This window comes from Salinibacillus aidingensis (assembly GCF_039522525.1).
Taxonomy (GTDB): Bacteria; Bacillota; Bacilli; order Bacillales; family Alkalibacillaceae; genus Salinibacillus; species Salinibacillus aidingensis.
In genome coordinates this window covers 258,875-285,087 of the sequence record NZ_BAAADO010000004.1, presented here as the reverse complement: position 1 = coordinate 285,087, position 26,213 = coordinate 258,875, and the positions used below count along the sequence as shown (strand labels likewise).

Genomic DNA, 26,213 nt, shown 5'->3' with positions numbered 1-26,213 from the left:
CTACATTACTTAACCAGTTCAACGATTTTTTGTGCTCCATCAGCCATGGAATTTGCGGATGTGATATTCAAACCGGATTCAGACAAAATCTTCTTCCCTTGCTCTACGTTTGTTCCTTCAAGACGAACAACCAATGGCAGTTCAAGGCCTACCTGCTTTGTCGCCTCTACAACACCTTCAGCAATTACATCACATTTCATAATACCGCCAAAGATATTCACAAAGATTCCCTTTACGTTGTCATCAGCAAGAATAATTTTAAAGGCTTCGGTAACTTTTTCCGCAGTTGCTCCTCCACCTACATCAAGGAAGTTCGCCGGCTCTCCACCTGAATGTTTAATAATATCCATGGTAGACATAGCAAGACCAGCGCCATTAACCATACAGCCAATATTCCCATCAAGAGCTACATAGCTGAGATCATATTTTGAAGCTTCAATTTCTTTTGGATCCTCTTCATCAAGATCACGATACTCCAATAAATCCTTTTGACGGAATAAAGCGTTGTCATCAAAGTTCAGTTTCGCATCTAAAGCTAAAACTTCACCGTCACCTGTTGTAACAAGCGGGTTAATTTCAGCTACAGAGCAATCTTTTTTAATAAATACATCATAAAGTCCCATCATAAATTTAACAGCTTTGGAAACGAGCTCTTTCGGAATATTAATATTAAACGCTAATCTTCTCGCCTGATAAGGCATAAGCCCCGTTACAGGATCAATAACCTCCTGAAAGATCTTTTCAGGTGTATTGGAAGCAACCTCTTCAATTTCAGTTCCTCCTTCTTCGGAACCCATCATCACCACACGGGAGGTTGCACGATCAAGAACAACACCAATATAGTACTCATTTTGAATATCGCAGCCTTCTTCAACCAGAAGACGTTTTACTTCCTTTCCTTCAGGTCCAGTCTGATGCGTCACTAATGTTTTACCAAGAAGCTCTTCAGCATATGTACGTACATCTTCCTGGCTCTTGGCAATTTTTACTCCGCCTGCTTTCCCGCGGCCGCCTGCATGAATTTGAGCTTTTACAACGCTTACATCTGAACCTAATTCCTGTGCCGCCTGGACAGCTTCATCTACTGAAAACGCAACACGATTATTGGGTACAGCAACGCCGAATTGGCGAAAAATCTCTTTTGCTTGATACTCGTGAATGTTCATCTTCCATCCTCCCATCTGAAATTCAAATTGCGTGTACATTGTATACAAAATTGTTGGAATTTGTCCACACTTTTCTATTATAAGACGATTCTATAAAAATAACAAACATAGCCGAATATTTATTGATTAAGTTCTTTATAGGCAATAGCTTTTAAGGCCAGAAGCTCTTTTTCCGATAGCTTTCTTTCTAACTGGTTGACCATTTCCAGTTTTTCATCCTGACTCAGACCGTCCTTTGCCATGTTTCCAAGTTCAATTAATTCCCTGACACTGAACCTGGAGACTAGTTCCTTAGCAGCCTCATCCTTTGTAGAAAATGGCAAACCCTCCTCGGCTGCCTTGGCTCCATCCTTAACCATCTGCTGTAATTCCGAATGATTGTTCATTTGATCTTCCAGCTGATTCATAACAGGGCTTGCTGACAATTCCTCTGCATAAGACTCCACAATCTTCTCCGCAGCAATTTTTGTACCGAAATGGTAAATTCCTAAACCAAGAACACCTATTAACAGCAGAAATATGCAAAGTCTCCGTAATAGTTTCATTTTCTTTACCTCCCTCACGATCAGTTGTCCAAACTATTTTATTTATGTTCTCTCCTCTTCATGACGATCGACCTGATAAATAAATGCGAAAACTTCAGCTACTACCTGATATAAATCTTCCGGAATCGTTTCATTAATATTTAACGCTGAAAGAAGTTCAACGAGCGTTTCATCCTCCTGTACAGGTACATCATGTTCCTTCGCCTTTGACAGAATTCTCTCAGCGACCTTCCCCTGCCCTGAAGCTGCAACTTTTGGGGCATTCTCTATTGTTTCATCATAAGATAAGGCCACTGCTTTTTTCCGTTTATCTTCAGACGGCTGTGTCATATTTTAATATCCAGTCCTTTCTCCTGAGTATAGGCAGACCCCAAACGATTAGTCCCCGGAAAACCTGTATTATGTCGAAATTCTTTTATTTGGACAGACATAAGTGGAAAGTTTAATTGAGATAGATTGTCTTTAAGAACAGGCTCAAATAGCTTTGCAATTGGTCTTATGCGGCTGGGATTCTGATTGAAAATGGTCAATGAGATCTGCTTGTTTTGTATATTCATATCCATGACCGTTTCTTTAAGTTGATGGAGCTGCAGATAAAACATTACCCGGCAATAATCAGAATCCAGCTGATCGTCATCCTTCTTTTTACCTTCAAAATCCATAAAAAAATCTTCCTGAAGCCCAAATAGTTCACCCGGAAATTGAACACTGAACTGTGTCCATTCTCCATAATCATTAGACAGCAGTTGTATGCCTGAAAACACCTGCATCAGCTGCTGGAGCGGCTGCTTTAACTTCTGTCCGTTAACTTGCTGTTGAACTGATTGCAGAAGTTCCGTTAAAGGCTTGTAGGTATCTGACATGCCGGGGGAATTCAAGTCTGGCTGACTGCTTAATAGCGATGTAAACCCTCTAAATTTAATGGCTGCTTTTTCGGCAGCAGTAAATACATGAGCATACTTTTCTGACCCAGCCCCCTGAAGCAGCCAAAAATCCAGTGCACGTTGGAAGTCCTGATTACCGGTAGATTTCATCGATTTCCACAATGCTCTGATTCCCTGATAAAATTCCTCCATGGACTCAAAGGGAAGAGGCGAATCCTTCATCACTACTTGCTTGTTAAAAAACGGTCGACCTAGTTGGATCTGATTTTGTTCAGCCCAGCTCGTCCATTCCTGCTTCCAGCTGGTGAAATCCATCTTCCCGGGTATTAGCCCTGAGGCTTTCAGCAGTGAAAATGTCTGTGTCGAACCTTTATGAATATCCGATAAAATATAGGAAGCTAATTGTCTGGTACTAAAATTCGATTCTCCTGAATGAAATAAATGAAGGATATTTCTGAGCTGTATCGTTTCATTTGAAAATTCGTCGGGAAGGGATTGAGTGAGAATTTCTGCTGCATTTGAAATGGATATAGGCCGAAACAACCGCGCATAAGTAGTATCAAAAACCTCTTTTGTCATCGGCAGGTTTCTTTGCAGCATTTCCAGCAGAACCATTCTCGATTCATCAAAAGAGGAACCCCTATCCAGTAAACCAAAAGCCTGACTTAGCACCTGTTTTTGAACGGGGAGTTGATGATCCAATAGAAAAGAAAGGAACGTATGCTGATTCCTCGTTCCTTTCATGCCCATCTCCTTTAGCAAAATAGCCGCTGACTCCTGCTGATTTTTCACCGGCTTTTCACTCACCACCTGAAGTTTTACAAAAGGAGAAGCTTGTTTCACCTGAAAAACATAGCGCTTATTGGCCTGCAGGAAATGCTCTAATTGAGCGATAAGCTTCTGTCCGCCCATCTGTATCATCGCTTTATTTTGAGGTAGAAATTTTTCCACTTTTCCTGTCACGATCTGACCTGTTTTAAAGGATAAACCTGAATTCTGGACAGACCTTATTCGTATTGATTGAAGAGCTTTTGTAATCCCGGAATTTTGCATTCCAAATCTCTCCCTTTAGGATTGAGTTGCTTCTTTGACTGGTGAAAACGACTTTCTGTGGTAAGGGGTAGGTCCAAATTGCTCCAGTGCTTCCAAATGCATTTTTGTCCCATATCCCATGTTTGATCCGAACTGATAGGAAGGATATTGACGATCTATTTCTTTCATCATTCGATCCCTTGTTACTTTAGCTAATACACTTGCTGCTGCAATGGATACAGACTTTTGATCCCCTTTAACAATGGATTCCTGCTGAATGGGCAGTTCCGGCAGTTTTACCGCATCAATAAGCAGAAACTGAGGCTGATGTTTTAATTCTAAAACAGCCTTTTTCATCGCTAATTTTGAGGCCTGATAGATATTAATCTGATCAATGGTTTTGGCATTAACGATTCCTATACCGTAATCCACAGCCTTTTCTTTAATCGTATCAAAAAATCTTTCCCTCACTGACTCCGATAATTTTTTGGAGTCGTCCAGACCTTCCAGATAAAAGGAATCATCAATGATCACAGCAGCTGCCACGACCGGGCCTGCTAACGGTCCGCGGCCAGCTTCATCGATTCCTGCAATATATGTATATCCCTGTTCCCAAAGGCGATGTTCCCACATCAGCATTCCCTGAAAATGCTCTAAATTCTTCTGTCTTTCAGCGTGCTTTTTTTGTTCCTTGAGAACTAATGCCTGTACACCTTTTCGGTTATCCTCCTGATAGGCTTGCCAATCAGCGGCTGAATAGCTTTCATTCGTTAATTTTTCGCGTATTTCTTTTATGGTTTCTTTGCTGGTCATCCTTTTCCTCCATTACTTGATTTATCGGCTGCTAAACAGGAAATATTAATGATTATTTGCAATAACTGTTGAGGTTTAAGAGGACAGCCTTTTTCTATTTAAGGACGATCGAAGGTGAAATGTCCTAATTTTCCCGTTCGCAAATCACGAATAATCACATCAGCTGTTTTTTCGTAATCAATCATACCACCACTGGCCAGGCAGCCTCGTTTTTTCCCGATTTCATCAAACCATGTCACAATATCTTCAGCATCTAAATCGATGCCATAACGCTCTTTAAGTTGAGCAGGATAATACTGTTTTAAAAATTTAAGCACAAAAACGGCAACATCATCAAGGTGTAATAGCTGATCCTTAATTGTGCCAATAGCGGCCAGTTTAAGGCCCACCTCTTCATCCTCAAATTTCGGCCATAAAATCCCCGGCGTATCGAGAAGCTCGAAATCCTTTTTCACTTTCATCCAGGTCTGGGATTTCGTTACTCCTGGACGATCTCCGGTTAGTGCTATTTTTTTGTTAACCAGTCGATTAATAAGGGTAGATTTCCCTACATTAGGAATCCCCACTATCATGGCTCTGATTGGTCTTGGCTTTATTCCCTTTTGTGTTAAACGTTCCAGCTTCTGCTCACCGATCGTTTTTGCTTTTTTGATTAGGGTTTGAATATCTTTTTGCTCCTGTACATTTACAGCTAAATGAGGGATCCCCATGTGGTCAAAATAGTCTTCCCATTCCTTTGTCACTTCAGGGTCTGCCAGGTCCTTTTTCATAAGGAGTACAAGCTTGTCCTTATCTCCTAACACATCCTGGAGCATAGGGTTTTGTGAGGATTTTGGCACTCTTGCGTCCACCAATTCAATCACAAAATCGACGAGCTTTAATTTTTCTTCTACTTCTCTCTTTGCCTTTGCCATATGGCCCGGAAACCATTGTATCGTCACATTATCACCTTCTTTATGTTTTCCACTCAAAATGAGAGAGAGGCCAGTAAGTGAGTTGGGCTTCCCCCACAATCTGATCCACAGGAATTAACCCTATCATTCGACTGTCTGTTGAGTTCATACGATTATCTCCAAGGACTAATACATATCCCTCAGGTATTTTTTCATATTCTCCAGGTAAGTCTTCAAGAGTAAAATCATGCGTATAGTGACTTCCTTCCTGCAGGCTTTCCACTCTTTCCTGAATAAACGGTTCCTCCACAGGGGTTCCATTTACATAGAGAGTTTCGTTACGATAAGCTATATGTTCTCCCGGCAGGCCAATCACCCTTTTTATGTAGTCTCTTTTTTGTGTAGCATGAAAGACAACAATGTCAAAGCGTTCCGGCTCACCAATCTGATAATTTAATTTATTTACAATCAGATGATCCCCGTTTTCAAGTGTAGGTAGCATGGATGGCCCGTCCACAATAATTGGGGTAAATAAAAATGTTCGAATTCCTAATGCAATAATAGCTGAAATGACAATAACTTTAATCCAGCTTAGCCATTCTCTGTTCTTCGTGGACATGTCAAAACCCCCGAGCATATGTACAAAAGTTTAGCTTTCATTTTCAATGGAATAATCGATATGTATATATAATAGAAAAAGGAGCCTGACCATGCAAGCTCCTTCTCCACTGAATTAAAGCTCATACAGCTTTAATTATCTTATCGGATTTCTTTAATACGTGCTGCTTTACCACGACGCCCACGAAGGTAATAAAGCTTCGCACGACGTACTTTACCACGGCGAGGTACTTCAATCTTAGCAATACGTGGGGAATGTACTGGGAACGTACGTTCAATTCCCACGCCATAAGAGATTTTACGTACAGTGAAGGTTTCACTTATTCCGCCACCACGACGCTTAAGTACGACACCTTCAAATACCTGAATACGTTCACGGTTCCCCTCAACAACTTTCACGTGAACCTTTACCGTATCCCCAGGACGAAAATCCGGATGGTCCGTGCGTAATTGGTCTTTGGTAACTTGTTCAATGATGTTTTGCACAAGTCTTCACTCCTTCCAACTAACACTCTTGCCTTTATTTGCGACAGCGGAGTATCGTTTTTCTTTGCCTAAGCGAACTCTTAAGCACAACAATTAATATATCATAATGACCCTTTCAATGCAAGATTATTTGTCCATCTTCCATTGCTTTATCCACTGTTTTTGTTTATCGGTTAAGACAACATTTTCTAATAAATCAGGCCTACGCTCCCAGGTTCTTTTTAACGATTCCTTTTGCCGCCAATCCTCTATCTTTTGATGATCACCGGACAAAATAACATCTGGTACATTCATCCCCCGGAACTCCCTGGGACGGGTGTAATGGGGGTGTTCGAGAAGACCGGTTGAAAAAGAATCCTGTATTGCAGAATGATCGTTGCCAAGCACACCTGGAAGGAGCCTTACCACACTGTCTGTCACAACCATGGCCCCAAGTTCACCACCGGTTAAAATGTAATCACCAACGGAAATTTCATCCGTAGCCAGATGCGTGCGAATGCGCTCATCATACCCTTCATAATGGCCGCAAATCAGAATTAAGTGCTCTTCCCGGGAAAACTCCTCTGCTTTTTTCTGGGTATAGGGCTCCCCTTGTGGAGACATTAAAATAACACGGGGCTTTGAAGAACGATTTGATGACAGATCTTCAACTGCATCAAATAAGGGCTGTGGTGTCAGGACCATGCCCGCTCCTCCCCCATATGGGTAGTCGTCCACTTTCTGATGTTTATTATCTGAATACGAGCGAAAATTAATCGTATTATATTGGACAGCTTCCATATCCTTCGCTTTTTTTAAAATGGAGGAATTAAGTACGCCCTCGAACATTTCAGGAAACAGGGTTAAAATATCTATATGCATCAATCCAGTAAACCCTCCATCGGATGTATCACAACTTTTTTATGTTCTACATCCACTTGTTTTACAATCTCCTCTATGTAAGGGATTAAGCCATCTTTCTCCCCCGACCGTTTCACTACCCAAATGTCATTAGCTCCTGGTGACAGAATTTCCTTAATAATACCCACTTTTTCGCCTTCTTCCGTCACTACTTCACAGCCAATAATTTCATGGTAATAATACTCTCCTTCATCGAGAGTCAACAGCTGCTCCTCGGAGACTTTCAGCATTCCATTTTTTAACGGTTCAACATCATTAATGGAGGAGTACCCGTCAAAATGGAGCAAATGAAAGTTTTTATGGATGCGGTGTCCGTCCACTTCAAGGGGAATGGTGATTGAACCATCATCCGAAACCCAGTAAAGTTTGGAGCCCGGCTCTAATCGCTCATCAAAATCCGTAATTTTAATAACTTTAACTTCACCTTTTATTCCATGAGTATTTACTATTTTTCCGACATTAAACATTTCCATTATGTATCACCCATCACCTAATATTAATCGATTCGAATAATCGTGTCATCTTTTATGGTAATGGAATGTTCACCCATAACATCTGACCAGCGATCTCCAACGGAAACCTCTACAATCTCATCAATTTCGCTTTCAGTGATTTCACTGCCTACTGGTAAAATATCCAGTTGCTCAAGCTGATATTCAAGCCATTTCATCTTGTTTTGTCGCCGGTCTATTTCTTTTTGAAACCGGGTCTTAACATCCTGTGGTGAAATCCCTTTTTTTGATTGCAGTTTTCGTTTCTCAAACTGAAGCTGATGACACTCATTTTCAAGCTGGGACAGCTGACGATGAAATTTTAACTCCAATCGTTCCTTGCTTTTTTCGGTAATCACCTGTTTAACAGAAGTTTTTCTTATTATTTTCACGAGGGAATACCTCCATTTTTTCAAACCACACCATTATGTAAAGTGTCCATCAACAGTCTTTCACCAGCAATAGTTTGGACCACGTTAAATAGATATTTAACTGGCGGCACTCCTGATAGATAAGTTCTCACAAAAAAACAGCTATTAGTAAACAACAGGGAAAGGTCTGCCCCTTCCCTGTTGTTTACATGATATCTAAATATAATTTTTTATCCTTGTCCGAACCAGCTGCATATACAACGGTTCGAATGGCTTTGGCAATACGTCCGTTTTTGCCGATTACTTTACCGACATCCTGTTCATGAACAGTAAGATGATACCGGATTTTTTTATCTGTTTCTTCCTCAGTCACCACGACTTCCTCAGGATAATCAACAAGAGGACGAACAATGGTTTCTATTAAGGCTTTCATGATATCACACTACTTTAATTTTGGTTTTTAGCTTCGTGGAACTTCTTCATGATGCCTTGCTCTGAAAACAGATTACGAACGGTGTCACTTGGTTTTGCACCTTTTTGCATCCAGTCAAGTGCTTTTTCTTCATCCAAATCAACTTTTGCTGGTTCAACTACTGGATTATATGTTCCAATCTGTTCAATAAAACGTCCATCACGAGGAGAACGTGAATCGGCAACGACTACACGATAATATGGATTTCTCTTTGAACCCATTCTTCTTAGGCGAATTTTTACTGCCATGTTTCTGCACCTCCAAATAATTATCTTACACAAGTGTAGATTGTAGCAGATATTTTATTTGCTGTAAAGTATATTTCCATTACATTTCAAAAAATCGCATTTGTCTTCGGCTTATCCCGCATGACCTGGTCAGTCGCCTTCGCTTTTCTCTGTCCAGCTGCGGCTCCCAGGCCCAAGCGGTCATAAGCAAAATATCCTACATGGCCAAAAAGCGGCCATTCCGGATATTCTGCTTATGCCGTCGGGCCTAAACGGTCGCCTCGGCTTTTTTCTGTCCAGCTGCGGCTCCTAGGTCAAGGCGGATATAAGTCAAAGCCATTCCGTGGCCAAAACCATGCCACTTCATGTCTTTGTCTTATCCCGCATGACCTGGTCAGTCGCCTTCGCTGTTCTGTCTACATAAAAGGGAAGTTCATCATGCCTTTTTTCTTTTTGCCTTTTTTGCCTGAGTTGGTCATTTGTTTCATCATTTTCTTCATTTCGTCGAATTGCTTAAGGAGCCGGTTTACTTCTGATACAGAGGTTCCGGATCCCTTTGCAATCCTCCGTTTACGACTCGCATTCATGATACTTGGGTCAATTCTTTCTTTCTTCGTCATGGATTGAATGATGGCCTCCACATGACTGATTTGTTTTTCATCAACCTGGAGATTCTTCATTCCTTTCATTTTATTGGCCCCGGGCATCATGTTTATCAGTTCATCCAGAGGACCCATATTTTTGACCTGCTGCATCTGCTCCAGAAAGTCTTCAAATGTAAATGAAGCCGAACGCATTTTTTCTTCAAGCTCTTTTGCCTGCTTTTCATTAACATTATCCTGCGCTTTTTCAATTAAGGAAAGGACATCTCCCATTCCTAATATCCTGGAAGCCATGCGATCGGGATGAAAGGCTTCGAGTTCGTCAAGTTTTTCACCCATACCCGCATATTTAATCGGTTTTCCGGTAACAGCTTTAATAGAAATAGCCGCTCCTCCTCGTGTATCCCCATCCAGCTTGGTTAACACAACACCTGAAATATCCAGCTGATCATCAAAGCTTTGAGCGACATTTACTGCATCCTGTCCAGTCATGGAATCCACAACGAGGAAAATTTCATCTGGTGTGGTGACCTCTTTAATACTCTGCAGTTCATCCATTAACTGTTCATCAACATGTAAACGACCAGCAGTATCAATAATGACATAGTCGTTATGGTCTTCCTTTGCTTTGTCAATCGCCTGCTTAGCTATGTCAACAGGATTGGCATCTGTGCCTAAAGAAAAGACAGGCATATCCAGCTGTTTCCCCAGTGTTTCCAGCTGGTTAATCGCTGCCGGACGATAAACGTCAGCGGCTACAAGCATAGGATTGCGATTATGCTTTTTCCGTAGAAGATTTGCCAGTTTTCCGGTGGTAGTAGTTTTACCGGCACCCTGCAAACCCGTCATCATGATAACGGTTGGTGGCTTATTAGCTGTTGCAATCTTACTTTGCTCACCGCCCATTAAGTCAGACAGCTCTTCTTTTACAACTTTAATAACCTGCTGGCCCGGAGTTAAACTCTCCATAACTTCCTGACCAATGGCGCGTTCCTTAACCCTCTTAATAAAATCTTTTACGACTTTAAAATTAACGTCGGCCTCTAATAAAGCCAACCGCACTTCACGAGTCATTTCTTTTACATCGGCTTCGGTAACTTTACCTTTGCCCTTTACCTTCTGAATCGTTTTCTGCAGCCGGTCGGCTAACCCTTCAAATGCCATACAGCCGCCTCCTAATCTAGATTTTCATACCTTTGAATAAACCTCAACAATTCAGATTTATCCATTGCGTCTCTGCTTTCAATGGTTTCTTTCAATTCATGAATAAGCTCGTTTCTCTGTTTGAATTTATGATAAAGATCCAGCTTCTCTTCATATTCTTCAAGCATAGACTCTGTTCTTCTAATATTATCATAAACCGCCTGTCTGCTCACATCAAATTCCTCTGCAATTTCACCTAAAGAATAATCTTCAAGATAGTATAGTTCCATATAACTCTTTTGTTTAGGTGTTAGCAATTTCTGATAAAAATCAAATAAATAGTTCATTCGGGTTGTTTTTTCAAGCAAGGTAAACACCTCTTGTTAAGGGAATATCCTTTACATTTAAATGGTAAAGGGGAATGCTGCACTGTGTCAAGATACAGCTAGTCATCTCTTGCATCTGTGTTCGTGTCCTGATCAACTATGTCAGCAAATAAACCATAAACAAAGGAATTGGCATTAAACGGCTGTAAATCTGTTACCTTTTCACCAAGTCCGACATATTTAACCGGAATGGACAACTCATTCCGAATCGCTAAAACAATGCCTCCTTTAGCCGTCCCATCCAGTTTGGACAACACAATTCCGGAAACATCTGTTGATTCTGAAAAGGTTTTGGCCTGACTCATGGCATTTTGCCCCGTCGTAGCATCCAGAACAAGTAAAACTTCATGAGGGGCTTCCGGGATCTCACGTGAGATGACGCGCTTAACCTTAGAAAGTTCGTTCATTAAATTCACTTTATTTTGCAGACGTCCTGCCGTATCACACAGAAGAACATCGGCATTTCTTGATTTCGCAGCCTGAATTCCATCATAAATGACAGCAGCCGGATCACTGCCCTCACTATGTTTAATGACTTCAACACCGACGCGTTCTCCCCATACATCAAGCTGTTCAATGGCACCTGCCCTAAAGGTATCTCCTGCTGCAAGCATCACAGTTTTGCCTTCCTCTTTGAGTCGATGAGCAAGCTTTCCAATGGTTGTTGTTTTTCCAACACCATTAACTCCTACAAACAGAACCACGGATAAGCCGTCCTCATTTAAATTCAGCTCTTCTATCTCTTCATCCGCATCTCCATAATAAATTTCCACCAGCTTTTCAGAGATAACTTCCACAACCTCTGAAGTGTCTTTGATATTACGGCGTTTCACTTCCATTTCTAATTCTTCAATGAGTTCCATAACAGTTTCCACACCAACATCTGCGGAGATCAGTACTTCTTCCAGTTCCTCAAAAAATTCTTCATCGACTTTTCGATATTTCGCTACCAAATCATTCATTTTGGTCGCAAACGAATCTCTTGTTTTTGTCAATCCATCCTTAAATTTATCTGTCACTTGTTCCGTTTGTTTGTTGATTTTATCCTTTAGCTTTTTAAAGAAACTCAAGTAGAATCTTCCTTTCTTTTAAGCATTTACCATTTGGTCGGTTTCTTCCAGTCGTACAGAAACCAATTTCGAGACACCTGACTCCTGCATGGTTACACCGTAGAGGACATCCGCTTCCTCCATCGTTCCTTTCCGGTGGGTGATGACAATAAACTGTGTATTTTCACTAAATTCTTTTAAATACTGGGCAAAACGGTTGACATTTGCTTCATCAAGCGCAGCCTCCACTTCATCCAATACACAGAATGGAACTGGCCGGACTCTTAAAATCGCAAACAGAAGGGCAATGGCTGTGAGGGCTCGTTCCCCTCCTGAAAGAAGTCCGAGATTTTGCAGCTTTTTACCTGGAGGCTGGGCAACAATATCAACACCTGTTTCAAGTAAATCTTTGGGATCCGTTAATTTTAAATCGGCCCGGCCACCGCCAAATAATTTCTTAAATACATCAGTGAATTCCTTTTGAATCTGATTAAAAGTGCCTTCAAAACGGGTGACCATTTCCCCATCCATTTCTTTAATAACAGCATAAAGGGTATCCTTGGCCTCCAATAAATCCTGACGTTGAGTCGTTAAAAACTCATACCGTTCCTGAATTCGTTTATACTCATCAATCGCACCTAAGTTCACCGTTCCCAGACGATCAATCTCCTGTTTGATTTGCTGAACGGTTTGTTTCGCTTCATCTGTATTGTCGGTTCTGCCAAAGTCTGAAAGTGCCTTGTCAAAGGACAGCATATATTCCTCTTGCAAGACACTGAGATTATTTTCCAACTCAACATCCAGACGGTTCGCTTTTACTTCCTTCTGTTGCAGATCATCGGTCGATTGATTAAGAATACGATTTCTCTCTTTTATTTCTTTTTCCAGATCCTCCGTCATTTGGTTACGCTGCTGTCTTTCTTCCCGTTTTGACTTTAAAGTGTTTTGGGTTTCCCGTTTCTCCTTACGCTTATTCTCAATTTCCTTTTCAATTTCCTCAGCTGTCTGTCCCTGTTCCTTAATTTCCTCCAGTGCTATATGCTCTTCTTTTAACTGATCTTTTTGGGACTGAAAATCAGATAAGTCACGCTTCAAGCTGTTTACTTTTTCTTTCTGGTTCTTCACGTTTGTATCCTGCTCAGCTAGCATGACCTGGAGCTGATGATATTCCTGTTGAATTTTTTCACTGGATTCCTGTTGATTGGTAAGCTCATGGGTAAGGGTATCAATTTGATTTTGCAGGTTCTCCGCCTCATCTTCAAGTTCCTGAAGACGACTGGATAACGCATCAGTAGAGTTCTTAAGTTCCTGTTCTTCTTCCTGGAACTGCTCCTGCTCCTGATCATAAAGAGATAAGTGGTCATTCACATTCTCACGCTTCAATTTAACCTCTCTTAAGTATCCCTGAAGCTTACTGACCTGTGATTGGAGCTGGTTTATTTCATCCTCCAGTTCCTGGACACGCTTCTCTTTCTGCTTCTGAGACTGGATATGATCATCAAGCTGATGTTCAAAGCTTTTTGTTCTTTCTTCAAATTCCTGCAGCTTTTCAGACACCTGACCTAACTCTTTTTCCCTGGTAAATAAAGATTGGTTTTTCTTCTTCTGAGCTCCACCAGTCATTGAACCCCCAGGATTCACTACATCTCCGTCAAGTGTGACAATCCGAAAACGACGATTCAGTAAGCCTGCCAATTCATTGGCGTCTTTCAGAGTTCGTGCAATCACAATGTTTCCAAGTAAAGACTGAATGGCATTTGAAAACTTTTGATCATAATCCACCAATTGCTCAGCTACGCCTATAAAGCCCTGGTGGTTTTCGATATTACGAATCAGATGTTCAGGTATTCGCTTGGGCTGCATAGAAGGTAACGGAAGAAAAGTTGCTCTGCCATTGTTCGTCTTTTTAAGCCATTGAATGGCCTGACGAGCATCATTTTCACTTTCCATTATAATGTGCTGGGCTTGTCCCCCAAGCGCCGTTTCAATCGCGAGAACATAATCATCCCCAATTTGAATCGTTTCGGCAACAGCTCCATGAATGCCACTTAATTCCTTCCGTTCTCTCGCTTTCAGAACAGCCTTTACACCATGGAAAAACCCGGAAAAGTCCTCCTTCATCTCTTCAAGCATTTCTTTTTTTGACCTAAGCTTGTGGATGAACTGATATCCCTGATTTAATTTTTTCTGCTCTTCTTCAACTTGGGATTTTTGTTCCTCAAGAGCAGACTTTTCTCCATTTAATAGCTTTTGTTTTTCAGTAAGGGTTTGTTCAATCGTCTTTAGTTGGTCTGTAATGGTTTCCTGTTCCTGATCGATCTCTTTTCGCTGATCCAATAACCCCTGAAAACGATCAGTCATTCTATTTTTCTTTTGCTTATTCTGTTCCAGACTGCGTTCGATCCCCTGCAGTTCATTCCGTTTAGCTGCCTGTTCATTTAATACCTCAATGTACTCACTTTTCAGCTCCTCTATCTTCTCCTCCATACTTTCCCTCGAGGTGCCAAGGCTTTGCTCCAGATCTGCCATTCTTTCCTTTGTTTCTTTTCTCTCAGAAACCAGCACATTCAGCTGCTCTTCATCTTCTGTCAGCTGTTTCGTAACATTAGCTATCTTCTCATCTAAACGCTTTTCTTCATCTGCCAATTTATCCTTGTTTTCTTCATAATGCTTCCAGCGTTCATTAAACAACCGCTTGCGTCCCTCAAGATTTTCCAATTCCTGAGTTAGGGAAAGCATTTGATTTTGCATCTGTTCAATGGCCTGATCCAGTCCCTGTATCTCAGCCCTTTCCTTTTCAAGCTCAGCTTCTTCCTGTTGAATCCCCGTCTGTTTATGTAGAATCTCCTGCTTTTGTTCTTCAATTTGGCTAAGCAGAGATTGCCATTCTTCATTTAACCTTTCAATCTCTGTGACGAGTAAGGAGACTTCATGCTTTTTCAGTTCGTCCTTTTTCTGTAAATAGGTTTCTGCTGTCTCAGCCTGTTCTTTCAGAGGTTCAAGCTGACCTTCAATTTCATAAATAATATCTTCTACACGGTAAAGATTTTCCTGGGTTTCAGCCAGCTTCATTTCCGCTTTTTTCTTCCGCTGCTTATACTTTAACACTCCAGCAGCTTCTTCAAAAATCGCCCGCCGTTCTTCAGGTTTGGAGCTTAAAATTTCTTCAACCTTTCCTTGACTGATAATCGAAAAGGCTTCCTTTCCCAGACCTGAATCCATAAATAGATCAATGATATCCTTTAGTCGACACGGCTGCTGATTAATTAAAAATTCACTTTCACCGGATCTGTAAACACGACGAGTGATATCAACCTCCTGATAGTCAATCGGCAAAGCACTATCCTCGTTATCTAAAACAAGCGAAACTTCTGCAAAATTGAGTGCCTTCCGTGTATCACTGCCTGCAAAAATGATATCCTCCATTTTTGAACCACGCAGGGATTTCGCAGACTGTTCTCCTAAAACCCAGCGAATGGCATCTGTTATATTACTTTTCCCGCTTCCATTGGGGCCGACAACAGCCGTAACACCCGGGACAAAATCTACGGAAATTCGTTCAGCAAATGATTTAAATCCTACTGTATCCAATCGTTTGAGGAACATAACGTTTTCCTCCTGTAATCTATTTTCATACAACTTACTTTATAGAGAGATGTTTGTTATCATCATTTTTTCTATCATAGGTTTCTTTTTAACCTTGTATATTTTATCATAGAATATAATAGGAAAGAAGAATGTTTCTACTTAAAGGAGTGTTGACGTGAACTTAAATGAAGTATCCGAGCAGAATTTATCATTTATGGTTGAAGAACTCATGAATGATTTACAGGTTATTAATCGGGGCGTATTGGACCCTAAGTATTTCGATGTCAAAGATTATCATGAAATAAAGTCGGTCTATGAAATGGTTAAAAGTAAGGGTCAATTAAGTGTACCGGAAATACAGGCCATCATTGAAGAACTGAGAAAATACAGGGTAAAATAAAAGAACCTAAGTTAATAGGTGCCAAAGCCTTCAAAACAGGAATTCGAAAGCTTTGGCACCTATTATGATTGTTGTTCTTTTATTTTATCCAGAGCTTCTTTAGCCGCATTTTGTTCTGCTTCCTTTTTCGTCCGGCCGCTTCCCTTTCCAAATCCTTCACTTTGGATGGTTACCTCTGCAATAAATTCCCGGTTATGAGCAGGTCCTTTTTCATCAACAATGTTATAATCAATGTCCCCCTCCTGATCCTGTTGTACAACCTCCTGAAGCATACTCTTATAATCCATTGCATGAGAAAAAGCACCAGGTTTTATTTCAGGAAAGACATATTCATCCAGAAAACTCAGAACAGTGTCAAAGCCCTGATCAAGGTACAAAGCTCCAATAAATCCTTCAAAGGCATCAGCCAGTAATGCCGGTCTGGTTCGTCCACCCGTCATTTCTTCTCCTTTTCCCAGCAATACCAAATCATTAAATTGAAGCTTCTCGGCAAAATGAACAAGAGAAGGCTCACATACAATCGAAGCCCTGAATTTTGTCATCTCTCCTTCATTCATTTTCTGAAATTTACGGTATAAAAATTGGGATACAGCAAGTTCCAAAACCGCATCACCCAAAAATTCAAGCCGCTCATTATCTTCCAAACCGCGATTCCGATGTTCATTCACATACGATGAATGTGTAAAAGCCTTTTTTAATAGTGCCTGGTTCTGAAAATGGACACCAATTTGCTCTTGGAATTGTTCAAAATTCACCTTTACTTCCACCTATCTTTAGATATAGTTATTCATTAAAATAAATGAATGGAAAGCCCTGTTAAAAAACAAGGCTTTCCTATAATTTCAAACATAAAGTTGATATACATTCATTAGGACTGTGACTTATTTATGTAGTCCACAGCATCTCCTACAGTTGCAATTTTTTCTGCGTCTTCATCGGAGATTTCCATATCGAATTCATCTTCCAGCTCCATCACTAACTCAACTACATCAAGTGAATCAGCTTCAAGGTCATCGCTGAAAGATGCTTCCATGGTAACTTTTGCTTCATCGACCTCTAACTGGTCAACAATTACTTTTTTTACGCGTTCAAAAACGTCTGCCATTGTTGTCACCTCCCTTCGATGGAATTTAAAGAAACGGTCGCCTCCGCTTTTCTCTGTCCAGCTGCGGCTCCTAGGTCAAGGCGGATATAAGTCAAAGCCATTCCGTGGCCAAAAACATGCCACTTCATGTCTTTGTCTTATCCCGCATGACCTGAACAGTCGCCTTCGCTTTTCTTTGTCCAGCTGCGGCTCCCAGGCCCAAGCGGTCATAAGCAGAATAACCTCCATGGCCAAAAAGCGGCCACTCCGGATATTCTGCTTATGCCGTCGGACCTAATCGGTCGCCTCCGCTTTTCTGCCTACATAACCATTCCGCCGTCTACATGGAGGGTCTGGCCTGTCATGTATGCAGCGTCGTCGGAGGCTAGGAATTTCACGACTTTTGCTACGTTCTCTGGTTTACCCAAACGGTTTAACGGAATGGCAGATAGCATCATTTCACGGGTTTCCTCATCCAGTTCATCCGTCATATCTGTTGAGATATATCCGGGTGCAACGGCATTTACCAGGATATTACGGGAAGCAAGCTCTTTGGCCGTCGTTTTCGTCAGGCCAATGACTCCGGCTTTAGCGGCTACATAATTTGCCTGACCCGGATTTCCTGCCACTCCAACTATGGAAGCAATGTTAATGATTCGGCCACCCTTTTGTTTCATCATTTGCCTTGTTACAGCCTTTGTTGTTAAGAAGACCCCTTTTAAGTTCGTATCAATGACGTCTTCAAACTCTTCTTCCTTCATTCTCATTAGTAAATTATCCCGAGTGATGCCTGCATTGTTTACCAGAATATCAAGGGAACCAAATGTGTCAATGACGCTCTTTATCATTCCCTTAACATCTTCTGAATTGGAAACATTCGCCTGCACAGGGAATGCCCGGCCGCCTAAGTCTTCAATTTCCTTAACGACTTCATTTGCTTTCTGTTCGTTTCCTGCATAATTAACCGCAACGTTTGCACCATTTTTGGCTAGCTCAAGCGCAATAGCACGACCAATCCCCCGTGATGCTCCTGTTACCAACGCATTTTTTCCGTCTAACATTATGAATCCTCCTTATACCACTCAAGAAAAGCGTTCATGGAATCCGGATCCTGAACAGAGAATGTTTTCGCTCTTCTTTTCACTTTACGGACCAATCCGGATAAAACCTTGCCATTACCCACCTCGACAAACGCATCAATATCCTTCTCAAGCATATTTGAAATGGTTTCTGAAAATCGAACCGGTGAGTAAAGCTGTTTAACAAGGAGGTCTCTAATTTCTGTCTGGTCCTGAACTGGTGCTGCAGTGACATTTGCATAAACCGGGAAATCCGCATCCTTTATGTTTATCTGATTAAGCTCTGCTGCCAATTCACTACTGGCAGGCTCCATTAATCTGGAATGGAACGGCCCGCTCACATTTAATGGAAGCACCCGTTTAGCACCATTCTCCTTCAGTTTGTCAACTGCTTGTTCAATTCCCTGTTTCGTACCAGAGATAACGATTTGTCCAGGGCAATTGTCATTAGCAATATCAACGACTTCACCCTGTTCGGATATCTCATTGATCGTACTTTGAATGGTAGATTCATCAAGCCCTAACACAGCAGCCATAGAACCTTTGCCGGCGGGATAAGCTTTTTCCATTAATTGTCCTCTTTTTTGAACAAGTTTTAAGCCATCTTCAGCGGAAAGAGCACCGGCATTTACTAATGCACTGTATTCTCCGAGGCTGTGTCCTGCTGCCATTTCAGGACGGATCCCTTCCTTTTCAAGAACCCTTAACGCAGCTAAACTGGATAATAGCAAAGCTGGCTGGGCATGCTCTGTTTTTGTCAGGTCTTCCTGAGGACCTTCAAACATTAGCTTTTTTATAGGTACTTGAAGAATTTCCTCGGCCTGATCCACTAAAGTCCTTACATCTTCATCCTTTTCATAAAAGGCTTTTGTCATACCAGTCTCCTGAGATCCCTGCCCGGGAAATAGAAACGCTACTTTTTTCATTCATTCCCCTCCTCTGCTTTATAGGATTGGACTGTTTCTTCTATTTTCGCTGTTACATCCTGTTCAACCAGTTGACAGGCCTGCTGAATAGCATTATATACAGCTGTTTCATTAGAAGAACCATGCGCTTTTATCACTGGAGCTGCCAGTCCAAATAATCCGGCACCTCCATATTCTGAGTAGTCCAGCTTGTCCTTAAGACCTTTTAAATCGGATTTTAAAACACCTGCTGCTACTTTTGTCTTTACATTTTTCATAAAAACTTCCTTCATCATGGAAAACATGCCTAGAGCAGTTCCCTCTATGGATTTAAGGGCGATGTTGCCGGAAAATCCATCGGTGACAACGACATCTGCCACACCATTTAAAAAGTCTCTGGCTTCAACATTACCCACAAAGTGAATGGGGGCATCTTCCATTAAATCAAAAGCCTTTTTCGCTAAGTCACTTCCTTTTTGACTTTCGGTTCCAACGTTTAACAGACCCACCCTCGGATTTGTTATGCCTCTCACTTTTTCAGCATAAATGGAACCCATCAGTCCGTACTGCAATAAGTGCTGAGGTTTTGCATCCACATTTGCTCCAACATCCAACAGCAAAAAGCCTTTCCCATCAAGGGTTGGAAGGGTTGGACTTAAGGCTGGACGGTCAATTCCTTTGATCCGGCCAACAATGAATAAACCCGCACTCATTAATGCCCCGGTATTTCCAGCTGAGATACACGCATCAGCTCTTCCTTCCTTCACTTCATTAGCCATAAGAACCATAGAAGCGTTTTTCTTTCTTCTAACAGCTTTTACCGGTTCATCTTCTGATTTAATAACATCTGTTGTATGTATAATATCGATTCGTTCTGTATGAGTTAGGAAGGGTTTGATCTGCTCCTGATCGCCGACAAGGACAATGGATAAATCAGGTATATTCTGAACAGCAGTACAAGCTCCTTTTACAATAGCTTCTGGAGCATGATCGCCCCCCATTGCATCGATTGCTAGTTTCATTCGTTTGCCTCTCCTTTTTGGTCATTTGAGCGGTACATTTCGAACAACCCCTGAAATACGGGTTCATTGTCAACAAAGCTTTGTACCGAAACCATCGTACGCCCTTTTTCGTCACTTCCTTTAACATCTGCTTTAGCTACGACTCGTTCTCCTTCTTTTACCTGTCGTTTAAACTTAAGATCAGATTTGGCTGTCAGCGCCAGTTCATCATTAATAACGGCAACCGCTAATGAATTTGCCTGGGCAAATAAATGGTGCCCTCGGGCGATTTTATTACGTGAAAAAACGTGTTCTCTCCCAATATCTAAAATGGAGATCGCACGTTGATCCAGTTCCAAATCAATAATTTCACCGATGACTTCATCAATAGGTAAAGCCTTAACGGTTTCATTCCATTCGTGTGTGGCTACAGATTTAATGCGCTCCCGAACCTCAGGGATAGACAGTTCCATTCGATCTAAACGAATAGTTTGAATACTTACACTGAACTGTTTCGCAAGCTCTTCATCTGTAATAAATGGCATTCGGGAAATCGTTTCTTTCAGTTCTGCCTGTCTTGCTTTTTTTGGTTTCTTCATGTATGACACCGTCCACAATTATGACTAGGTACTAATAGTAATATATAATACCTGAAGATTATATGCAATACTTTTTTAATCCAATACCTGTCCTTTTATAAATGGATCATCTTCTATGATTCGCTTCATTTTTTGATAGGAGGAATCATCAAATAGTTTTCCTGATTCAATAATTTCAACAGCGTCTTTTCTTGCCGTTTCCAATGCACGGTAATCCTGCACTAAATCAGCTACTTTAAATTCGGGCAAGCCACTCTGTTTTTTACCGAAGAAATCTCCAGGGCCTCTTAATTTGAGATCATGTTCTGAAAGCTCAAAGCCATCGTTTGTCTCAGACATAATACGCATTCTTTCTTTCCCCGTTTCGCCTTTAGGGTCTGCCAGTAAAATACAATAGCTTTGCGCATCTCCTCTTCCCACTCGCCCCCGTAATTGATGGAGCTGTGACAAACCAAAACGTTCAGCATCATAAATCAGCATAAGGGTGGCATTCGGTACGTTAACCCCTACTTCAACGACTGTTGTTGATACGAGGACATCGATTTCATTTTCGGCAAAACTTTTCATAACGTCATCCTTCTCATCTGAATGAAGGCGACCGTGCATCAGGCCAACATTGACGTCATCCGGAAAAATTTCCTCTAATTGCTGATGGAGGTCAACTGCATTTTGAATATCAAGCTTGTCCGATTCTTCTACCAGAGGACAGATAACGTAAGCCTGATGGCCGTTCTGAATTTCTTTATATATAAATCGTAATACCCGCTTCAGCATATTTTCCTTTACCCAATAGGTTTCTACCGGCTTACGACCGGCCGGCATTTCATCAATTACCGAAACATCCATATCTCCAAACGAAGAAATGGCCAGGGTTCTCGGAATAGGTGTGGCTGTCATAAATAAGACATCAGGATGCAGACCTTTATCCCTTAAAGCACGCCTTTGTTCAACGCCAAAACGATGCTGCTCATCCACAATAACAAAGCCTAAATCATGAAAGAACACATCATCCTGGATTAATGCATGGGTACCTACAACAATCTGAGCTTCATTCGTTTCAATTTTATGTAGAACTTCCCGTCTTTTCTTCCCTTTTACAGAGCCTGTCAATAACACAACTTCAGCCTGATCTCCAAAAAGCTCCTGTAAAGATTCATGATGCTGCTCTGCCAGAATTTCAGTTGGAACCATTAATGCACCTTGTTTTCCTGCGCTGATTGTCGCATAGAGTCCAATGGCAGCAACAACGGTTTTACCTGACCCTACATCCCCTTGCAGCAATCGATTCATACGATAAGGCTGTTTCAGGTCGTTCAGGATCTCTTTTAAAACGTTTTGCTGGGCATTTGTGAGAGAAAAGGGAAGACTGTCAACAAAAGCATTTGTCTGCTCCGAGTCAACCTTTATGGCATTTCCCATGGTCGCCTCTCTTTTTTGTTTCCGAAGCCATTGCATTTTTAACTGGAATAAAAGCAATTCTTCATAGATAAATCTTCTTTTAGCATGCTTTAATCGGTGACCGTTACCAGGAAAATGCATTTGTGTTAATGCTTCTTCACGAGGAGGGAGCTTATAGTTTGTGAGAAAACTTTCTGGAAGAATTTCATCAATTTGGTTCTTATAGGATTGAAGAGCCTGTCTCATCGTTTTTCGTAAGAATCCCAGTGACACCTTCCCTTTTAAGGAGTAAACAGGCTGAATGGTGTCCTTTTCTTTTACTTGTCCTTTTTTAAACTGGCTTACGGTAATCTGCAGGCGGTGCTGATCCCATTTCCCGATAACTGTAATAAGCTCCCCCTGCTTTAAATGCTTTTTTACAAATGCCTGATTAAAAAAGACTGCCTTCACCGCAATCTGATCAATTTCCAGAGTGACCATGAGCCGTGATTTTTTTCGTCCATAAAAGGTGAGGGAAGGTTCTGAGATAACCTTCCCTACCAGTGTAGCTTTCTCATGATGTTCGAGCTCTGTCAGAGGCTTTATTTCATGTACATCATAGCGAAATGGAAAATAGAAGAGTAAATCCTCAACGGTTTCAATTCCCATTGTCTGCAAGTCGTTTTCAATTTTTTCTCCAATTCCTTTTAGATTTGAAACGGGTATATTCGCTAACACATTCCTCACTCTTTCTGTAAAGACGTTCCGTAGATCTGTTGTTCAATTGCTCTTCCTGTTGGCGTAGCTGCAAGGCCTCCCTGTGCGGTTTCTTTATAAGCAGAAGGCATACGCTGTCCAATTCTGAACATGGCTTCGATTACCTCATCGCATGGAATTCGGCTTGTGACCCCTGCTAAAGCCATATCAGCAGAGACAATAGCATTTGAAGCCCCCATTGCGTTCCGTTTCACACACGGTACTTCAACAAGTCCTGCAACAGGATCACAAACTAAGCCAAGCATATTTTTCAGAGTAATAGCCATCGCTTCAGCAGACTGCTGCGGCGTGCCTCCTGCCATTTCAACAATAGCGGCAGAGGCCATCCCCGCAGCTGATCCTACTTCTGCCTGACAGCCTCCTGCAGCACCTGAAATGGAAGCGTTATTGGCTATCACCTGACCGAAAGCTCCTGAAGTAAATAAATAGCGGATCATATCTTCTCTTGTAGGATTCAGTTTTTCTTTAACAGCAAATAATGTTCCAGGTACGCATCCTGCACTCCCGGCTGTTGGCGTCGCACAGATAATTCCCATCGCTGCGTTCACTTCATTCGTGGCCACAGCTTTACTCACAGCATCCAAAAGTAAGTGACCGGATAACGGCTCAGCATTTTTCATATAGTCCTGGATTAATACGGCGTCTCCACCCGTTAAACCTGATCGGGATTCGACGCCCTTCAAGCCATCATCTACCGACTTTTCCATTACAGACAAATTCTCTTCCATCTGTCCCATCACTTTATCTCTTGATTTTTCAGTAACTTCCATTTCCTGTCGTATCATTACTTCTGAAATGGGGATATTCTCGTTTTCAGCAAGCTCAACCAATTCTCGGACATTTTTAAACAAACCTCTCCCTCCCTTTCTCAAAAACTCAGTCAGATACCTTTACTACTTGCATGATATGTTCCTCTTTTTCCAGTTGCGTAACAATTTCAGGGTCAATATTCTGATCGGTTTCAATGACCATCAGCGCATCCTGTCCCTGCTCCCGTCTTGAAACTTCCATATGACCTATATTAATTTCATATTTTGCTAGTATTTGTGTCACAGAGGCAATCGCACCAAATCTGTCGTTATGCATAACCAGTATGGCAGGGTGATGGCCGCTCAATCTTAAATCAAAACCATTCAGTTCTGTAATTTCAGCTTTCCCGCCACCAATTGAAATGCCAACCAGTTCAATATCCTCTTCATCATCACCAATTCGTATTTTGGCCGTGTTCGGATGGTCCGTTTTAGCCGATTCCTCAAAAAATTCGATATCTATACCTTTTTCACTGGCTATTTTCATGGAATCGCCCATTCTTGTGTCAAACGTATCAAAGTCCAATAAACCACCGGTGATGGCAACATCGGTTCCGTGACCTTTGTATGTGTCCGCAAACGAACCATACAAATAAATTTTTGCCCATTTCGGCTCCCGCCCTAATAGCTGTCTTGCCATACGCCCAATACGAAGAGCACCGGCAGTATGCGAGCTGGACGGACCCACCATGACCGGACCAATAATATCAAAAACGGATCGATATTTCATACTCCTAACCACCCCACAAATTGTCTCTTACTTCTATTTTATCCGCAAAACACAAATATGCCAAATTAAAAACCAGAGAATCTGTTCTCTGGTTTTTAAGCTAATATTATTCAACTGAAAAAATAAAGGAATAGATTGGCTGTTTCCCCTGATGGACTTCAACCTCTAGTTCTTCAAAATTTTCTTCAATAAAGGTCTGAATTTCAGATACTTCTTCATCTGTACCTTCTTCACCTTGCAGGATTGTAATGATTTCATCTTCTTCATCATCAATCATACTGGTTAGCAATTCCTTCATTACGCTGATTTTATCTTCATTGGTAGAAGTAATGCTTCCATCAGCGATTCCCATATAATTTCCTTTTTCAATCGTCATACCATCGATTTGTGTATCACGGACAGCATAAGTGATTTGACCTGTTTTTACATCCTGAGCTGCATTTCTCATTAATTTTCCATTTTCCTCTAACGACTTCTCGGGATGGAACATAAGTAGTGCGCTCATGCCCTGTGGAACAGTTTTGGTTGGAACCACTTCCACCTCGGAATCGGCCAGTTCTGCTGCCTGTTCGGCTGACATAAGAACATTTTTGTTATTTGGCATAACAATGACTTTTTTAGCATTAGCCTGACTGATGGCCTCGGCAATATCCTGTGTGCTCGGATTCATGGTTTGTCCACCTTCAATAACCACCGTGGCACCCAGGCTTTCAAATAATTTCTTAATGCCATCCCCCATTGCGACTGTTACAATACCAAACTCAGCCTGTTCCTGTTTAACCTCAGGGGGTTCTTTATTTTCTTGCCCGACTATATCCGTATGTTGTTTACGCATATTTTCAATTTTTAAGTTGATTAAGCTGCCATATTTCTGACCTATATTAAGAACTTCCCCCGGATATTCTGCATGTACATGTACCTTAACAAGCTCATCGTCTGATACAACAAGCAATGAGTCTCCAATCTCACTTAAGGTGTTACGGAAGGATTCTTCATCAAAGGGATTTTCCTTAAGCTTATCTTTTTCAAACTGAACCATAAATTCTGTGCAATATCCATATTCAATCTCAGAAGTATCCATAAAGTCCTGGTGCATTTTATGGTGTTCAGCACTCACCATATCATCCATACGAACCTGGGAATCTTTCTGTTCAGGAACTTCTTCTCCACGCAATGAAGCAAGAAATCCTTCATAGACGGTTACCAGACCCTGGCCTCCACTATCAACAACTCCTACTTCTTTTAGGACTGGCAGGAGTTCAGGTGTTCTCTCTAAGGATTCCTTAGCTGCCTTTAAAATGGTTTCCATTAATTCAACGATATCTTCCACTGAATTCTCAGCATCTTTACCGGCCTTTGCTGCATCCTTGGCAACTGTCAGGATCGTTCCTTCAACCGGCTTCATAACTGCTTTGTAAGCTGTCTCTACTCCTGCTTCAAATGCATCAGCAAAATCTGATATATGTAAAACTTCTTTATCTTTTATTGATTTAGAGAAGCCTCGAAATAATTGAGATAATATAACTCCGGAATTTCCTCTTGCTCCCATTAATAACCCTTTTGCCAGGGATTCGCCGATTGAACCGACATGATTACCGGATGCTTTTTTAACTTCTTCAGCACCGGAAGTCATGGTTAAGTTCATATTCGTACCTGTATCACCATCAGGAACTGGGAATACATTCAGTGCATCAATCATTTTAGCATTATTGGTTAAATGGCTTGCTCCGAGCAGAACCATTTGGGAAAACGTTTCACCATCTATCGTCTTTACCGTCACGACACT

28 protein-coding genes are annotated in these 26,213 nt (G+C 41.4%); 1 reads left to right on the top strand and 27 read right to left on the bottom strand.

Annotation, left to right across the window (positions count from 1 at the left end):
• Positions 1-5: 5 nt before the first annotated feature.
• From sucC to smc, 17 genes are all read right to left on the bottom strand, one after another.
• Positions 6-1,166, bottom strand: coding sequence for an ADP-forming succinate--CoA ligase subunit beta (gene sucC / locus ABD006_RS11480; RefSeq protein WP_343841087.1), 1,161 nt, complete (start codon positions 1,164-1,166; stop codon positions 6-8).
• A gap of 119 nt (positions 1,167-1,285) precedes the next feature.
• On the bottom strand, positions 1,286-1,711 hold the full coding sequence (locus ABD006_RS11475; protein ID WP_343841085.1) for a hypothetical protein: 426 nt from the start codon (positions 1,709-1,711) through the stop codon (positions 1,286-1,288).
• A gap of 42 nt (positions 1,712-1,753) precedes the next feature.
• Complete coding sequence (locus tag ABD006_RS11470; RefSeq protein ID WP_343841083.1) at positions 1,754-2,041, bottom strand: FlhB-like flagellar biosynthesis protein; 288 nt, start codon at positions 2,039-2,041, stop codon at positions 1,754-1,756.
• Positions 2,038-3,648 carry a hypothetical protein gene (locus ABD006_RS11465; protein WP_343841081.1) on the bottom strand — a complete coding sequence of 537 codons (1,611 nt, stop codon included), beginning with the start codon at positions 3,646-3,648 and terminating at the stop codon, positions 2,038-2,040. Before ABD006_RS11465 ends, ABD006_RS11470 begins: the two co-directional genes overlap by 4 nt.
• Positions 3,649-3,663: 15 nt before the next feature.
• Positions 3,664-4,440, bottom strand: a complete 777-nt coding sequence (locus ABD006_RS11460) for a ribonuclease HII (RefSeq protein ID WP_343841078.1) — start codon at positions 4,438-4,440, stop codon at positions 3,664-3,666.
• 98 nt (positions 4,441-4,538) lie between these two features.
• Complete coding sequence (gene ylqF, locus ABD006_RS11455; protein ID WP_343841075.1) at positions 4,539-5,381, bottom strand: ribosome biogenesis GTPase YlqF; 843 nt, start codon at positions 5,379-5,381, stop codon at positions 4,539-4,541.
• 13 nt (positions 5,382-5,394) lie between these two features.
• Entirely contained in the window at positions 5,395-5,952 is a 558-nt protein-coding gene (gene lepB, locus ABD006_RS11450) for a signal peptidase I (RefSeq protein ID WP_343841073.1), read from the bottom strand.
• 140 nt (positions 5,953-6,092) lie between these two features.
• Positions 6,093-6,437, bottom strand: coding sequence for a 50S ribosomal protein L19 (gene rplS / locus ABD006_RS11445; protein ID WP_343841071.1), 345 nt, complete (start codon positions 6,435-6,437; stop codon positions 6,093-6,095).
• Positions 6,438-6,563: 126 nt separating this feature from the next.
• Entirely contained in the window at positions 6,564-7,298 is a 735-nt protein-coding gene (gene trmD, locus ABD006_RS11440; protein ID WP_343841069.1) for a tRNA (guanosine(37)-N1)-methyltransferase TrmD, read from the bottom strand.
• Positions 7,298-7,810, bottom strand: a complete 513-nt coding sequence (gene rimM, locus ABD006_RS11435) for a ribosome maturation factor RimM (protein WP_343841066.1) — start codon at positions 7,808-7,810, stop codon at positions 7,298-7,300. Before rimM ends, trmD begins: the two co-directional genes overlap by 1 nt.
• 23 nt (positions 7,811-7,833) lie before the next feature.
• Positions 7,834-8,220, bottom strand: coding sequence for a YlqD family protein (locus ABD006_RS11430; protein WP_343841063.1), 387 nt, complete (start codon positions 8,218-8,220; stop codon positions 7,834-7,836).
• Positions 8,221-8,404: 184 nt separating this feature from the next.
• Positions 8,405-8,632, bottom strand: coding sequence for a KH domain-containing protein (locus ABD006_RS11425; protein WP_343841060.1), 228 nt, complete (start codon positions 8,630-8,632; stop codon positions 8,405-8,407).
• 14 nt (positions 8,633-8,646) lie between these two features.
• Positions 8,647-8,919 (bottom strand): 30S ribosomal protein S16, encoded by a 273-nt coding sequence (gene rpsP, locus ABD006_RS11420; RefSeq protein WP_343841058.1) that lies wholly within the window; start codon positions 8,917-8,919, stop codon positions 8,647-8,649.
• A gap of 395 nt (positions 8,920-9,314) precedes the next feature.
• The gene (gene ffh / locus ABD006_RS11415) at positions 9,315-10,664 is read right to left on the bottom strand and encodes a signal recognition particle protein (RefSeq protein ID WP_343841055.1); all 1,350 of its coding nucleotides are present in this window, start codon (positions 10,662-10,664) and stop codon (positions 9,315-9,317) included.
• Between the two features lie 11 nt (positions 10,665-10,675).
• Positions 10,676-11,011: a putative DNA-binding protein gene (locus ABD006_RS11410; RefSeq protein WP_044157380.1), complete on the bottom strand. Its 336-nt coding sequence runs from the start codon at positions 11,009-11,011 to the stop codon at positions 10,676-10,678.
• A gap of 77 nt (positions 11,012-11,088) precedes the next feature.
• A complete protein-coding gene (ftsY, locus tag ABD006_RS11405) occupies positions 11,089-12,099 on the bottom strand; it encodes a signal recognition particle-docking protein FtsY (RefSeq protein WP_343841052.1) in 1,011 nt (336 codons plus the stop codon).
• Between the two features lie 18 nt (positions 12,100-12,117).
• Positions 12,118-15,684, bottom strand: a complete 3,567-nt coding sequence (gene smc / locus ABD006_RS11400; protein ID WP_343841049.1) for a chromosome segregation protein SMC — start codon at positions 15,682-15,684, stop codon at positions 12,118-12,120.
• Between the two features lie 157 nt (positions 15,685-15,841).
• Here smc and ABD006_RS11395 point away from each other — a divergent pair, with 157 nt between their 5' ends.
• The gene (locus ABD006_RS11395) at positions 15,842-16,066 is read left to right on the top strand and encodes a DUF1128 domain-containing protein (protein WP_343841047.1); all 225 of its coding nucleotides are present in this window, start codon (positions 15,842-15,844) and stop codon (positions 16,064-16,066) included.
• A 62-nt stretch (positions 16,067-16,128) separates the two neighbouring features.
• On the opposite strand, the gene rnc is transcribed toward ABD006_RS11395, so the two are convergent.
• The 10 genes from rnc to ABD006_RS11345 all read right to left on the bottom strand — a co-directional run bounded on the left by rnc (position 16,129) and on the right by ABD006_RS11345 (position 26,207).
• Positions 16,129-16,833 carry a ribonuclease III gene (gene rnc / locus ABD006_RS11390; protein WP_343841044.1) on the bottom strand — a complete coding sequence of 235 codons (705 nt, stop codon included), beginning with the start codon at positions 16,831-16,833 and terminating at the stop codon, positions 16,129-16,131.
• A 101-nt stretch (positions 16,834-16,934) separates the two neighbouring features.
• On the bottom strand, positions 16,935-17,171 hold the full coding sequence (gene acpP, locus ABD006_RS11385; protein WP_343841042.1) for an acyl carrier protein: 237 nt from the start codon (positions 17,169-17,171) through the stop codon (positions 16,935-16,937).
• 299 nt (positions 17,172-17,470) lie between these two features.
• A complete protein-coding gene (gene fabG / locus ABD006_RS11380; protein WP_343841040.1) occupies positions 17,471-18,211 on the bottom strand; it encodes a 3-oxoacyl-[acyl-carrier-protein] reductase in 741 nt (246 codons plus the stop codon).
• Entirely contained in the window at positions 18,211-19,155 is a 945-nt protein-coding gene (gene fabD, locus ABD006_RS11375) for an ACP S-malonyltransferase (RefSeq protein WP_343841037.1), read from the bottom strand. Before fabD ends, fabG begins: the two co-directional genes overlap by 1 nt.
• Complete coding sequence (gene plsX, locus ABD006_RS11370; RefSeq protein ID WP_343841035.1) at positions 19,152-20,156, bottom strand: phosphate acyltransferase PlsX; 1,005 nt, start codon at positions 20,154-20,156, stop codon at positions 19,152-19,154. Before plsX ends, fabD begins: the two co-directional genes overlap by 4 nt.
• Entirely contained in the window at positions 20,153-20,734 is a 582-nt protein-coding gene (fapR, locus tag ABD006_RS11365) for a transcription factor FapR (protein WP_343841033.1), read from the bottom strand. Before fapR ends, plsX begins: the two co-directional genes overlap by 4 nt.
• A gap of 75 nt (positions 20,735-20,809) precedes the next feature.
• On the bottom strand, positions 20,810-22,858 hold the full coding sequence (gene recG / locus ABD006_RS11360) for an ATP-dependent DNA helicase RecG (protein WP_343841030.1): 2,049 nt from the start codon (positions 22,856-22,858) through the stop codon (positions 20,810-20,812).
• Entirely contained in the window at positions 22,855-23,739 is an 885-nt protein-coding gene (sdaAA, locus tag ABD006_RS11355) for an L-serine ammonia-lyase, iron-sulfur-dependent, subunit alpha (RefSeq protein WP_343841027.1), read from the bottom strand. The genes recG and sdaAA overlap by 4 nt, the downstream gene beginning before the upstream one ends.
• A gap of 25 nt (positions 23,740-23,764) precedes the next feature.
• Complete coding sequence (sdaAB, locus tag ABD006_RS11350) at positions 23,765-24,427, bottom strand: L-serine ammonia-lyase, iron-sulfur-dependent subunit beta (protein ID WP_343841025.1); 663 nt, start codon at positions 24,425-24,427, stop codon at positions 23,765-23,767.
• Between the two features lie 106 nt (positions 24,428-24,533).
• Complete coding sequence (locus tag ABD006_RS11345) at positions 24,534-26,207, bottom strand: DAK2 domain-containing protein (RefSeq protein ID WP_343841022.1); 1,674 nt, start codon at positions 26,205-26,207, stop codon at positions 24,534-24,536.
• Positions 26,208-26,213 lie beyond the last annotated feature (6 nt).